This window comes from Arthrobacter sp. 135MFCol5.1, assembly GCF_000374865.1.
Taxonomy (GTDB): domain Bacteria; phylum Actinomycetota; class Actinomycetes; order Actinomycetales; family Micrococcaceae; genus Arthrobacter.
The window spans coordinates 763,111-775,829 of the sequence record NZ_KB895452.1; the positions used below are offsets into that span (position 1 = coordinate 763,111).

Annotated in this window: 13 protein-coding genes; 2 read left to right on the top strand and 11 right to left on the bottom strand. The window is 54.7% G+C overall.

Features of this window, described 5'->3' with window-relative positions:
• Positions 1 to 47: 47 nt before the first annotated feature.
• Positions 48 to 191, bottom strand: coding sequence for a hypothetical protein (locus C563_RS22355; protein ID WP_018760667.1), 144 nt, complete (start codon positions 189 to 191; stop codon positions 48 to 50).
• 50 nt (positions 192 to 241) lie between these two features.
• Positions 242 to 1,069 (bottom strand): MBL fold metallo-hydrolase, encoded by an 828-nt coding sequence (locus C563_RS0103600; protein ID WP_018760668.1) that lies wholly within the window; start codon positions 1,067 to 1,069, stop codon positions 242 to 244.
• Between the two features lie 416 nt (positions 1,070 to 1,485).
• On the opposite strand from C563_RS0103600, the gene C563_RS22025 reads away from it, so the two are divergent.
• Positions 1,486 to 3,006 (top strand): polysaccharide biosynthesis tyrosine autokinase, encoded by a 1,521-nt coding sequence (locus tag C563_RS22025; protein WP_231369826.1) that lies wholly within the window; start codon positions 1,486 to 1,488, stop codon positions 3,004 to 3,006.
• 294 nt (positions 3,007 to 3,300) lie between these two features.
• Here C563_RS22025 and C563_RS22360 read toward each other — a convergent pair whose 3' ends face one another.
• The 9 genes from C563_RS22360 to C563_RS20830 form a co-directional block, all read right to left on the bottom strand.
• On the bottom strand, positions 3,301 to 3,648 hold the full coding sequence (locus C563_RS22360) for a hypothetical protein (RefSeq protein WP_155845079.1): 348 nt from the start codon (positions 3,646 to 3,648) through the stop codon (positions 3,301 to 3,303).
• A 154-nt stretch (positions 3,649 to 3,802) separates the two neighbouring features.
• Entirely contained in the window at positions 3,803 to 4,018 is a 216-nt protein-coding gene (locus tag C563_RS21835; RefSeq protein ID WP_155845080.1) for a hypothetical protein, read from the bottom strand.
• A gap of 580 nt (positions 4,019 to 4,598) precedes the next feature.
• Complete coding sequence (locus C563_RS22365; protein WP_155845081.1) at positions 4,599 to 5,837, bottom strand: O-antigen polymerase; 1,239 nt, start codon at positions 5,835 to 5,837, stop codon at positions 4,599 to 4,601.
• Between the two features lie 52 nt (positions 5,838 to 5,889).
• Positions 5,890 to 7,086: a lipopolysaccharide biosynthesis protein gene (locus tag C563_RS22370; RefSeq protein WP_196803303.1), complete on the bottom strand. Its 1,197-nt coding sequence runs from the start codon at positions 7,084 to 7,086 to the stop codon at positions 5,890 to 5,892.
• Positions 7,086 to 8,210 (bottom strand): polysaccharide pyruvyl transferase family protein, encoded by a 1,125-nt coding sequence (locus C563_RS22030; protein ID WP_081624102.1) that lies wholly within the window; start codon positions 8,208 to 8,210, stop codon positions 7,086 to 7,088. The genes C563_RS22370 and C563_RS22030 overlap by 1 nt, the downstream gene beginning before the upstream one ends.
• Positions 8,211 to 8,273: 63 nt before the next feature.
• Complete coding sequence (locus tag C563_RS22035; RefSeq protein WP_081624103.1) at positions 8,274 to 9,242, bottom strand: glycosyltransferase family 2 protein; 969 nt, start codon at positions 9,240 to 9,242, stop codon at positions 8,274 to 8,276.
• Positions 9,239 to 10,360, bottom strand: coding sequence for a glycosyltransferase family 4 protein (locus C563_RS22040; RefSeq protein WP_081624104.1), 1,122 nt, complete (start codon positions 10,358 to 10,360; stop codon positions 9,239 to 9,241). The genes C563_RS22035 and C563_RS22040 overlap by 4 nt, the downstream gene beginning before the upstream one ends.
• Positions 10,357 to 11,058 (bottom strand): acyltransferase, encoded by a 702-nt coding sequence (locus C563_RS22045; RefSeq protein WP_081624105.1) that lies wholly within the window; start codon positions 11,056 to 11,058, stop codon positions 10,357 to 10,359. The genes C563_RS22040 and C563_RS22045 overlap by 4 nt, the downstream gene beginning before the upstream one ends.
• Before the next feature lie 139 nt (positions 11,059 to 11,197).
• Complete coding sequence (locus tag C563_RS20830) at positions 11,198 to 12,340, bottom strand: glycosyltransferase (protein ID WP_051083387.1); 1,143 nt, start codon at positions 12,338 to 12,340, stop codon at positions 11,198 to 11,200.
• Between the two features lie 170 nt (positions 12,341 to 12,510).
• On the opposite strand from C563_RS20830, the gene C563_RS0103630 reads away from it, so the two are divergent.
• Positions 12,511 to 12,719 (top strand): transposase (locus tag C563_RS0103630; RefSeq protein WP_018760673.1); only part of this gene is annotated, 209 nt, incomplete at its 3' end.

A 12,719-nucleotide genomic window follows, 5' to 3' on the forward strand; every position in this document is an offset into this window, starting at 1 on the left:
TGGTGCAGGTCAGGGGTGATTTTTGGCTCTGTGTGCCGGTGGCGCGGTTAGCGCTCCACCGCCATCAGGACCACCCCGATGGTGGCAACGGCCAAGGCAGCCAGTGCCACGTAGGAGATGTACCGCAGCCTGCGCTGCCGTACATCCCGCTTCGAATAGCGAACGTCGTAACTTCCCCCGTGCCGGCTCATGCGCTGACCATAGGGAGCAAACCTCAAGATTGGCTGTGAACGGTGGTTTGTTACGAGGCGTCGTGGCTGCTGCGCCAGTTCTCCTGGAGCCGTTTGATGAACCACCGGGACTGTTCGGGCCCGTAAGGCAGGACGGGAATGGCCTTGGTGGCATCGTTGGGGGTGTCGCGAATGGACTGGCGGGCCTGGCGGACGGCGGTGGTCATGGTGTTGGCCATGGTTTTGACGAACTGGTCGCTGCAGGGCTTGCCGTGGCCGGGGATCAGAAATTCGTAGCGGTGGCGCAGGGCGGAGATGTGCCGGAGGGCGTCGGCCCATTCCTCGGGGTAGGAGTCCTCGAAGGAGGGGTGGGCACCTTGTTCCACCAGGTCACCGACGTAGAGTGTGGTGGGCGTTCCCACCAGGAGATCACCGTCCGTGTGGCCTCGGCCCAGGTAAAACAGCGTTGCCGTGAGGCCGCCCAGGTCCACCAGGACGGGCTGGTCCTTGACGATGGCGTTGGGGACCACGAGCTCGACGTTCTCGCCCTCGCCGGCGGCCATCTCGGGCTCCAGCGTTCCAACGTGCCGGCGCTGAACGTCACCGCGCTGGTCAATTTCGGTGGCGCAGTTCTGATGGGCCCAGAATTCTGTCACCCCAGCTTCGGCGAAGACCGCGTTGCCGAAGAAGTGGTCGTAGTGGGCGTGGGTGTTGACGACCACTAGTGGCAGGTCCGTCTTTTCCCTGACTGCGTCCAGGATCTCGCGTCCCTGGCGGGGCCCGCATCCGGTGTCGATGACCATGGCGCGTTCGGAGCCAACGAGCAGGCCCGTATTCAGCAAGGATCCTTCAGTGACCAGTACATAGTTGTCCGTGCCGACTTCGAGCCATTCCGACATTGTTTCTCCGTACCTCCGGCAAAGCAGTGTGCGTTCGTCTTGGTGACCGATTGTACCCATGCAGCTCACGATGCCTGCGAGAGGTCCGCTTGACTCCGATACCACTGCGAAAGTACCCGGTCGACAGCAAAATGCACGGCGTGCGCTCGTCACGAGATTAGTTGATAGGCAAAACAATCCAACAAACTTGGCCCGGTGCACACCTCAGGGCATCAGAATCAACATGAAGTCGCCCCACCTAACTGAAGCCGCCAACGAATCATCAGGAGGCGGCCGACGCTTCCCGCGTTGGCGACATTCCAGATATCCCACCTATCGCATGAACCCAACCAAGGGTTGTTTCGACTCGAAGTGGGAGTTTCGCTTCCAGCAACATGGGTACAATCGTAAGCAATCGAAAATGCCGTCTTGGTCGCATGTGGGATCAGGAAACGACACAGGGGGCCCACACTTTGGATCTACGCGAATACCTGCGAACGCTGCGGCGCAATTGGGTAATTGTCTCAGCTTTCGTTCTCGCTGGACTACTGGGTGGCGGGGCGGCCTCAGTTCTGACCGTGCCGACCTACACCGCAGAAACTCAACTCTTTGTTGCCATCCAAAGTTCGGGAACGGTACAGGAACTTCAACAGGGCAATACGTTCAGCCAAGCAAGGGTTCAGTCCTATGTGAAGACAGTCAGCTCGCCTATCGTTTTGCAGCCTGCGATCGACTCACTTGGGCTTAACATGACACCTGACAGGCTTGCCCAGAAGGTTAAGGCCACTACCGACCTGAATACCGTCCTTGTATCAATTGCCGTCACCGACAGTTCGCCAGTTCAGGCAGCGGCACTTGCCCAAGCCGTAGCAAACAGCCTCGTGAAGGCCGTCGATACACTCGAGAAACCCCGCAATGGAGGTTCATCTCCAGTAAGTCTTTCGGTCATCACTCCAGCAACTGCTCCCACAAAGCCGTCGGCGCCAAACACACAACTGAACCTGCTGTTGGGTCTCGTGGGGGGCCTGGCTCTCGGCGTCGGAGCCGCCATAGTGCGCGGTGCTATGGACAGCAGGATTCGTGGGGAAGCTGACCTCCGGACTGTGACCGATGCCCCCCTCTTGGGTGGAATAGCCTTCACCCCTGATGCCACACGCAAACCCCTCCTCACTCAAATTTCACAACAAAGTCCTCGTGCGGAATCGTTCCGTCAGCTTCGAACAAACCTACAGTTTGCCAACGTCGCGGGACACGCCAAATCAATTCTCGTAACCTCCTCACTGCCCGGCGAAGGTAAAAGCACCACAGCTTCAAACCTTGCCATCGCGATTTCGCAATCTGGTCAGACCGTGTGCCTCATTGACGCAGACCTTCGACGCCCAATGGTGGGCGAGTATCTAGGACTGGACCGAAGTGCTGGACTTACGACAGCGCTCATAGGTGCTGCTGAAGTCGACGAACTCCTCCAGCCTTGGGGCGAGGGGAGCCTGTTTGTGCTCACATCGGGACAAATTCCGCCTAATCCTAGCGAGTTGTTGGGTTCGCAGGACATGGGTTCTCTCGTAGCCAGACTGGAGGAAGCCTTCGACGTCGTGATCATCGACGCACCTCCCCTGCTGCCCGTAACAGATGCCGCCGTGTTGTCCCAGCATGTCGGGGGCGTAGTCGTCGTTGTTGGCACCCAAAAGCTAAAGCAGGGCGATCTTCAGAAATCGCTCAACGCCCTGGAAATGGTTGGTTCAAATCTTTTGGGAGTCGTACTCAACAGACTGCCGGCCAAGGGACCTGACGCTTATTCCTACTCGTATTATGGCTCCGACGACAGCTACAACGGATTAGGAAGGCGCAAGAAGGGCCAAAAAACAATCGTTGTCGAACGCGCTCTTTCGGGCTCAGACTTCTCCATGCCCCGCCCGGCACGAGCTTTTCCGGATCGTGCTTCAACAACTCAACTTTAGAGAAAACCAAGATGGGTACCGCATACTGGCTCACAACAGCAGGTGCAAGATCGGGCATGACGCCCGCGTACCGCTCGCCACTCCGCGCGCCATTAAAGCAGTGCTGACGCCGCGGGCCCGGAATGCTTCCACGCATAGGGAAACTCCGCGTGAAGTATTGTACTCCCGGCCACGAATTCTTGACCCTGTGTCTTCACGGTGGCTCGAGCAGTTGCCGCAGGTTGCCCGCAATGAAGCAACTGTCGGTAACCGGGGTCTTCGCGGTTCGTGACTATTTTTTGCCGTGATGGGTGTTCACGCCGCTGTTCTGGCGGCACTGTGCAACAGGATACGCGTTTTTGGTTTTAAGCGCTGGTGAATGCCCGCCCTGTCCTTTTGATGTGTTTGATGGCGCTGTTGTTTACCTCCACTTCCGCTGTTGTCCCGCCGCTGACAATGAGGATTTCGATCTCCTTCCATCACCGACAGACGGTCCGCCAGAGCCGGCGCGTGTCCGGCCGCGTTACAGTTCGACCAGAACCAGCAGCCGATCTTTCGCGGCGGCGCGTCGACAAGAGAGCCGGTAGACAGCAAGGCTCGGAGCTGTTCTTTGACCAGCCACGCGTCCTGCATCTTCCAGATGGCATCCTCGGTCGCGAACACGGACCAGCCTGTCCCGGACCCGGTCCGAAAGCGTATCCGCGGCCCACGGGAGCAGGCGCCCATTGGCCCAGACCGGGTCGACGAATCGTCCTCTCGGGCTATGGGCCTGCTGCGTGAGCCGTTGCCGGGCTTCAGTAAGCCTGTCGTTGCCGAGCTAGACCAAGTGAAACGCGTCGACTGAGCCGGCGGTGCGTGGCAGCCACGTTCGCAGGGCTTGCGGAACGCCGCCGAGCAATCGCTCGCGACGGCCTGCACGCCCAGGCACCAGTCCTGCGGCCGGGGCGAACAGCCAGTCCCCGACGCCTTCGCTGTCGAGGCCGTTCGCGATTCCGAGAACTTGTCCGGTGTCGAGGTCGACGATGATCGTCATCCATGGTTCGTAGAGTTCCGAAGCCCTGGTGTCCCCGCCGCAGAATCGCACGGACCGGTAGCGGTGTTCATCGATGACGGGCATCCACGATGCAGCGTCGATAGCGGCAGCATCAGCGCCGCGGAGTCTCGAGCCCGACGGACCAGCCCCGGAGAAAACTGAAAGCCTCGGCGGCCCCCAGAGCATCGCTGAGCGACGAGTGTACAGTCATTCCGAGTTAGGGACTCCGCGCGCCGGGGGTCTCGCCTAACAGCGGCTCCAACGTTGATTGAGGGACTTTACGCGAATTCCTGCAGCGTCGACTCTCTCCGCGAATTTTGGCTACCAACTCCAACGCCTAAACGTATGCACCGCGACGCTTATTAGCCGCCAAGTCTGCGCATCCATATTTTCGAGCATCGCCGCCAGCAACCTCTTAACACTCCCCGAAAATCGCTCACCAGATGGGTACGAGTTTTTCGTGGTGAGCCTCGGGGAGGCATCCGCTACCTATCCGGTCCAATCGGAACCCGACGGTACGCCCCCAACGCGATCACTCAAGCTCGAACTGCTAGCGGCGTCAACGGCCACTACCCACGACTTAGGCAGACTTGCCAACGGCTGCTTTTGCCTTGATTAAACCCTCAGAGGCCGTCTGCGGAGGTCGCAGACCCGCAAACAAGATAAAAGGCAGCGCAATTGTAGCAAAATTCGGAAGAGGGTGAGCATAATTCATGAGAATCAGATGCCCCCCCAACCAGGCCAATACGACCGTCCATCGAGCGTCCGCCTGACTCCGCTTGCGCACAAAGCCAGCGAAAAGACCGATGAGAAGAAAACCGACAAGAACGCCGAAGGCGCCGAAATCCATATAAAATCCTCCAATCCCCCCCATCGCAAGACCAAAGCCCTCGAAATTAAAGCCTACGACGTGCTTCAAAAAGACTCCGGGGGATGGCTGCTCGCCAGGTAGTGGCGCCAGAATTGGGCTGAAGAAAACACTCCCCAATGGAAAATCTACTTTTGAAGGAATATTATCCAGAATAAGCCCCATGGCCGTCGATGTACCAGTCATATAATCGATGACAGGAGCAAAATACTTAATTGGCCCCTCATAGCCCATTCGCGCTAGATCATTATCGTAAGAAGAACCCCATGTAGTGAAATTCCGCACATATCCAGCAATACTTACCACGGCTAGCAGTAAAACAGCAGAAATCGCAATAGGAACAGTCTTTGTATAATTCTTTAGCAGGTAGAAAACACCGACACCCAGGAGCGGAAAGACGGCAGTGCCGCGATTACCGAAAAGTAGAATTACACCAATCAAGCCAAGAGCCAAAGCAACTAGACCAAAGTTCCGTCGAAACGATGAATCAGCATTAAGTCCTACAAGCGCCAGCACAATTGCGGCCTGGAGCGATGCCACCATTATTGTAGATATATAGCCATTGGAAAGAATTTCGACTCGCAAAACAGCTACGTTGCTCGACAGGACCGGCACTCCGTGCGTAGCTAAAAGGTAGGATGCGCTGAGCAAGCCTACGAGACTTGACCAGATCAAAAAGCGATCTCTTATAACAACGCTGAAATTCGGCGGGTAGGCTAGCGCCCCGCGCACAAAAACACGGCCAAGCATGATGCTGACTACTGCTAGCAGCAACAACCACCACTGGACGGGCGCAGAGTCTGACCTCCCAAAAAATATAGACAGGCTGCCGTACACGGCCATCACGGGGACAACGATAACCAGCACTTCCCGTGCACGCAGTATCCCAGCCAAAAGTGGCCACGTGCAGGCCGCCCCTAACATGAGTATAAGAAGCGGAGCGTACTCCATTAGTTCTCCTCTTCTTTAGTCGACTCGTGCCCGTGGGACTCGAGGGACGGGGCTATCCTCTATGCCGTCCAGCCGCGCTTCCACGCGACATTAGGCAGAGCAATACCAAGTTTACAGCGACACCGGCAACGGAGGCCCACGCCATGCCCGTTGCATTCCAAGTAGGTGCAAACAGCCAGCCTAGGAAAATAATGGTCACAATGCCTGAAATTGCGGCGACACTGTTCTCATGGGCTCTAGCTCGAGAAATATTCATTTGAATGAAAAAAATACTCAAACCCATCAACCCAATGGATATTAGCAGGATTCTCGAGATTCTGATACTTTCATCATATAGCGGGCCAAAAAGAATTGATATTACTATTGGCGACATGAGCTCTAGACATATAACGCCGACAAGCGTGACGAAAAAAATTCCTGATAGCTTACGCCCATGCTTCCACGGGTTTGCTTGAACTGCCCTCAGTCCACCTACTCCCCGGAGAGAGAGTGTGTGCAAAAGTGGATAAAGCATGTAGGCGTAGCTGAACGCTACCGCGTAGTAGCCGCCGACCACCGGGCCAAGTAGTATCACCACCAAGAGCTGATCTATTCGGCTCAGTCCGACCTCGCCAACCTGTCCGGGTAATGCGCCTAAGCCATATCTCGGGCTTTTCGGAAAATATCCGTCCGAGCTTCTCCAGGCCAGAGGTCGAAACAGGACAAGTGTGCTGACTAAATTAGCCACAAAATATACCGTGCATACCGAGCTTAGAGTGAGGCCTTTCGCTGCAAACAAGAGCACCACGCCCGATAGCGTAATAGCTCCATTTAGAATGCTGTTACGACTAATAAGATCTAATCGAGAAAGTGAAATTGCACCACCGAGAACCGAATTCCGATAGGTCGCCATTCCCGAAGTTCCCAGTAGGATGAAAACGACTAGTAACTGAGCTGGGTCAGCATTGGGTAGAAAAACAAACACCCCCAAGGCGGCTGTAAGCGATATTCCCAAAGATATCCATGTTCGAGACAGTAACCACTTATAAGCCGACGGGGCGTCTACGCCATGAACCACCATCGCTCTAAACTGAGCATTAGTTCCAAATCCAGCCACAATGGGAAGAAGCGCGAAGACCACGAGAATGGTTGCTAATATTCCTCGGTCTTCCGGGCCTAACTGTCGCGCGATAAGCGGGCCAGTTATCAACTGCGTTGCAAGAGCCAAGTACTGGGAGCCGGCCAGTATAACTGTTTTCCATGACTTCACTATTCCAGCAGCGCCTCTAGACAACGTTTAGTGTTCAGTTGAGCTTGGGCTCCCAACCTGATGCGCACATCCTCTCTCAGGCTGGCTGGGATGCCAAGAGCACGGTTCACAGATGTCGGAAGGTCACTAAGATCAAATACGACGGGGCAAAGCTCCGAAGCCCACGTTTCAACATACGCCTCCAGCTTTGATACACCGCCCAGTGCAATCGTCGGTGTTCCGACGGCCACCGAGGTAATGTGCCCATGAAGGCTTGTGCCTATAAACACTGTCGCCTTGGTGATAGCCGATTTGATGTCTTCTACGTTGCGCACCTCCAGCAGGCCAACGGATGGAAACCGCGACCGCAATCTCTCATAAGCTGTCAAGTCGCTGTGGCCGGCCGCCAACCCGATAGGCAGGAAATCAATGTTGAAGCCGGCCTTCAAGAGTTCCGTCAGAGCAGAAACAACTTGTGGAAGGCGGTGCCGGAGCCAGTTATCGGATGCTTGGAAGACGACTTGGCGAGCATCGGCTTGAGATAGTACTTCGGGAGTATCTAGCGACATTGCTGCTACCGAATCGGGCGAAAGCAAAGAGGGGACGTCTACACTGTCGAGATTTGCTGCGGTGGTTCGATCACGAACAGTCACAAGTTTGGAAGCACGAAGTGCCTCCGCAATTACCTCCTGTTCAGCCACGGAGAGCCTCGCAATGTCCGCGCCACCTACCGCGTGGTAGACCACGGGGATCGCTTCGCAGACGTCCCTGGGTGGAATGTATGGACGCTCCCACGATGAGAATCGAGCAGCTCGGGCGACATAATCCAACATACCCAGTGGAAGGAAGCGATAGGCAGCACGATAGGCAAGGTCAAGACGCTCACTGCGCAGCTGCCAATCAACGGCAAACCAAGAGGCAGTCAGCACATCTCCTCCCCCGACGATAATTCCCTCAACGCTGCTTGTTTCTGACTTGAGGGCGCTCCGCACTGGAACGGTCAAATGACCTCCAACGCTGGACAGATCACTCCCAGCAATTGCGGTGTGGACCAACTCACTCTCAGCTACTCGATCAATCATGTGAGCAAATAGTAAATCGCCATAATTAAATCGGTCGTACGCACCGAGCGAAATAATGCTCATTCACAAACCCACATTCACAGAAGACCAATAAGAAGAAAAAACATCAGCAAAAAATGACGCAACTCATAATGCAGTCGAAGAGAAGGCTGCTTGGGCATATGCTCTAAACTTTTCGCACTCCCTCAACCAATTCGACTTACGGCTACTGAAAATCGCTGCCTTTACCCTGTAGACCTGGGCCCGACTCCAATACAATGCCCAAACAGACAACCGCCAAATCAGCCAGGTCATCCTGTTCGGCCTGAACTCTTGAACGTAATATTCGGCGAGGTTCTCAATCCACAATGTCCAAACAGGACCCGATCCTGCCTCACTTGAAGCCCCGACCACATGATGCGCCCTGGAGTTGTTCGAGTGAATCACGTCATAGCCGAGGGATCTTATTCGACGGCAGAACTCAATGTCCTCTGCATACATAAACCATTTCTCCGAAAGACCCCCAAGCTCTTGCCAAAGGTGACGCGGCGTAACGAAACACGCCCCTGAAACCCAGTCGACACTAGTGGACTTGTCGCTAGACTCACCGGCAGGGTAGAGATTGAACCCCTTGCAGGCTCCGGCAGTAGCTCTCCACCTTGAAAGTCCTGCAAGCTGAAAAAACATGTGGCGAGCAGTCGGTTCGTAGCCAGCAGACCTAACCGTCAAGCGCCCTTGAGGATGCTCAATCACAGGAGCAAGTACGCCAATATTCTTATTGGCTTCGATTTCTGACAACATGCTATCAATTTGCTCACCGTTTACGATACAGTCGGGATTCAGCAAAAGTATGAAGTCTCCTCGGGCGGACCTAGATGCCAGATTAACCGCTTTTGCAAACCCTAGATTTGTATCACTAGGTATGGTGGTTGAATCGGGAAAAAAAGACTTCACAACAGGAAGTGACTCGTGGTTTGAAGAATTGTCAATCACGATGATCTCGTAATCTGACTTGATGCCCTGCAAGGCAGCCAAACTGTCGCCTATAAACTTTTCACTGTTGTAAGCAACGATTATGATCGACACCCGTGGGTGATCAGAAGATACAGGAGTCACTTATTCTCTCCCCCAATTGAATCGCCGTAAAACTCATCGAAAATCCGATAGACGTCATTCCGGTACCGTTCCTCATCAAACAAAAATTCAAATCGTGCCCGTGCTGCGCGCCCGATGCTCGAGAGCTCAGACGCATTCAGTCGATCAATCAACCGAGCAAGGGCATCGGAGTCTCCGGGCTCAAATAACCATCCAGTAATTCCGTCATCTACGATCTCAAGCAAACCTCCAGCAGCACTCCCAATCACAGCTTTGCCCGCAGCTGCCGCCTCAATCGCGATGGTCGGAAGAGGATCTGGCTGTGTGCTCGGGACAACAACTACGTCGCAACTCCTTAGATATGGTGTGACGTCATCGGTCTCTCCGTAGACCTGTACAGAACTCGGACGGTTGAGACTCGCAACGATTCTCGGGACGTCAACGCTTCGACCACTGGGAGGCGGTCCACCCAGCACCATAAGAGTGGCATCCTCGCGCTCAAGTTTGTTCCAGGCAGCCAGTAGAGTCTCGTGGCCTTTCCAGGCATTCCACCGACTGGCAACGAGAACTCGAAGACCCGTAGGAGGACTGCCGTCTGAACCACTCACTCTTGGAAGTCCAAATCCGTTGTAGACAACGGTCGTCTTCCGTCTTAGAGACTGTGCGAGGACGTGTTCAATTGCCTGGCTTACGCAAATAATGCGGGAAGTAAACAGTAGAAAAGGGCTCAAAATTATTTTCTGAGCACCGGCGAGAAACTCGTGCAAGTGGAGTATGACTGGTATACCAAGCGCCCATGCTACGGGTGCCAGTGGGGCAAGCGCTGCAGTATTGATATAGATGGCATCGGGACGCACTTTACGCAAAAGACGCGCCGCTCGAAGAAACCGCAAAGCTAGGCTGGGAACACTCAATATGTTCATATAGGCCCGACGAAGGACAGGTAAATCGACATGAGTTGCGGATATTCCGCGGGTCGTCAGTGCACTGGAAAGGAGATGCCGCGGATAGTTGACGTCTGTGGGCAGCCACACCTTAATATCCCAGCGACCGCTAAGAGCCTCAATCGTTTTCAGGAGTACTTTGTCAGCACCGTACATTTCATCCGACGGGTGAACGACAAGAAGGGTCTTCGTCATTGGAGCGTCCGGATAGGTTTTGCAGGCACTCCGGCTACCAAAGTGTAGGGATCAACGCTTCGCGTTACCACCGCACCGGCAGCCACAACCGCCCCTCGCCCGATGGTGACCCCAGCTGTTACTACTGCACCGCTCGCAATCCAAACGTCATCCTCAATTGTTATTGGCTCCCAGGCTACGCCTTTATTTTTGATGGGTGTATTGATATCACTCATCTCGTGATTCTCGGAAAATAAACGAACACCTGGTCCTAGCATGACATTATTTCCGATTTTTATGCCTCCGGAACATCCAATATAGCAATCGGGGCCGATACTCGAATGATCTCCCATCGTCAGCCCTTGACCAATATCTCGCGAGTAATAACTACTCGGCCGAATTTTTGCTCCAGCTCCAATTGAGACATTATTCCCGAACACCAGGCCGGCGGATGCCAGACCTTGAACCTCGGCCCTGTCCTCGGCGATGAAACCGTTTCCGACAGTAATAAGTTGAGGGTTAGAGATCCGAACCCCGCGACCGACTAGGGGCAGCCCTGAACAACGACCTAGTAGAAAACGATGTACCGAACCCCGAACGGCCATTGGCGCGACTTTTGAAAGCAATTGAAGACTTACTCTCGTTGGCGAAGTCGACATTCCGGCCGCGCTCAGCCGATTTTTCTGTTCGATAAAGACTTTTCTAACTAACGCTTTCATAACATCACGCCTTTAGGAACTATGGACGAGCTTCAGTCCATTAAATACTCGGACGAGAACTAATTGCACACCAGTAATAAAGAGCCCAGCTCCAGATTGTGCAGAAGTCTTTGACAAAAGAGCGAGTTGGATCGCCCCATTAGTGGCGGGTCCCAGCGCTAATAGCTTCAAGTGTGGATCTGCGGTCTCGAGCCTGGGCTGATCGGAGAGCCTTCTCGTAGGCAGAGCAAACAGATTCCCAGGTGTAGCCCTGAAGCACCCGTTCCAACGACAGTTTGGAGAGTCTTTCCTGCTCCTCTTTCGTCTCAATAACGCTCAGTACCGATCTAGCAATCCCCTTGGGCGTGGTGTCGCAAAAGACACCGTCCGGTCCGAGTACCTCTCGGTTATAGACCGTATCGCGTGCAACGACCGGGGCACCGTTGGCCATCGCTTGAACCAGAGCTGGGTTAGTACCCCCAACGCTGTGACCATGAAAGTAAACACCGCAGTTCTTCCAGAGGGACAGCAGACGCTGATCATCCGCGATATGTCCAAGCCAGCGCACATTAGAGCTGCTCGCGGCGAGATTCTCGACGCTCTCCTCAAGCGGGCCACCATATCCGGAAGAACCCACGATAACCACTACATATTTCTGCGATAGTGTCCTTGCGGCCTCTAAGAATTCAGGCACTGTGTTTTCGGGTACGAAGCGAGCAACCATCAAAATATACTGCTTAAACGGCAGATTATCCTGTAGCGACTCTATCGACCCTTGTTCCCCGCCGTAGGGTATGAAGTTAGAATCGCGATTGAACTCGATTCTCCATCTGCGACCAATCTCCTTCGAGTCCGCGACGATACTTGTGGCGAAAAGCGCAGTAAGTCGCGCACCGAGTTTGAACACATTTTTGGCCAAGCCGCCCCATTTGGCTCGTTCCCATTCGATACCGTCGACATTGACGACGACGGGAATACCACGGAGTCGAAGCAGAGGTAGCCAAAAACCGTTGGCAACGTTCATCACGAGTGCCACGTCGGGTTTCTTCCATGCTGCGTGCAGACACGCCGTAAGACCGTACGTAAGCGTGCTCAGAGACTTGTTTTCGATCCCGCGCGTATTGACGACGGAGACCCTCAAATCTGCCTCGGTCGGAAATTCTGTTTCCTTAGATCGCCCGTACACGGTGACATCCCAGCCTTGGTCGGCGAGATAGGGAGCTAGCTTGCGAACGGCTGTCTCGAATCCGCCGTAGTAGCTTGGATAACCCCTTGTTCCGATGATCGCGACCGTATGGCCCACGGTAAACCCCCATAAATTGACACTTCAAAGGCGCCTGCATAGTGCCGCCTCAGAGATTACCACTAAGTCTGGCACGCGAAGTTTTCGCTACGTAACCTGTACAGGGGACTGCCCCCGGTTTTGTTGACTCCTTGACCTAGCGAGCTTGTGCTCGTGGAAGGATGTTGACCATGCCCACGCCTTATGGGGCGGAGTTCCGCCAGGATGTTATTGATGTGGCCCGCAAGGGTGAGGCGCCTCTGGCGCAGATTGCGAAGGATTTCGGGCTTTCGATCACCACGCTGAAGCGATGGATTGCCATCTCTGAGCGTAAAGATTCCGGGGCTGGCCCGGCGGCCGCTGAGTCGGCTGAGATGCGGGAGCTGAAGAAACGCAACCG

Excerpts from the sequence above, each read along its gene's own strand:
- C563_RS22025 (WP_231369826.1), top strand. The coding sequence starts at position 1,486 with ATGTGGGATCAGGAAACGACACAGGGGGCCCACACTTTGGATCTACGC.
- C563_RS22040 (WP_081624104.1), bottom strand. The coding sequence starts at position 10,360 with ATGACGAAGACCCTTCTTGTCGTTCACCCGTCGGATGAAATGTACGGT.
- C563_RS0103600 (WP_018760668.1), bottom strand. The coding sequence starts at position 1,069 with ATGTCGGAATGGCTCGAAGTCGGCACGGACAACTATGTACTGGTCACT.
- C563_RS22030 (WP_081624102.1), bottom strand. The coding sequence starts at position 8,210 with ATGAGCATTATTTCGCTCGGTGCGTACGACCGATTTAATTATGGCGAT.
- C563_RS22355 (WP_018760667.1), bottom strand. The coding sequence starts at position 191 with ATGAGCCGGCACGGGGGAAGTTACGACGTTCGCTATTCGAAGCGGGAT.
- C563_RS21835 (WP_155845080.1), bottom strand. The coding sequence starts at position 4,018 with ATGACGATCATCGTCGACCTCGACACCGGACAAGTTCTCGGAATCGCG.
- C563_RS22045 (WP_081624105.1), bottom strand. The coding sequence starts at position 11,058 with ATGAAAGCGTTAGTTAGAAAAGTCTTTATCGAACAGAAAAATCGGCTG.
- C563_RS22365 (WP_155845081.1), bottom strand. The coding sequence starts at position 5,837 with ATGGAGTACGCTCCGCTTCTTATACTCATGTTAGGGGCGGCCTGCACG.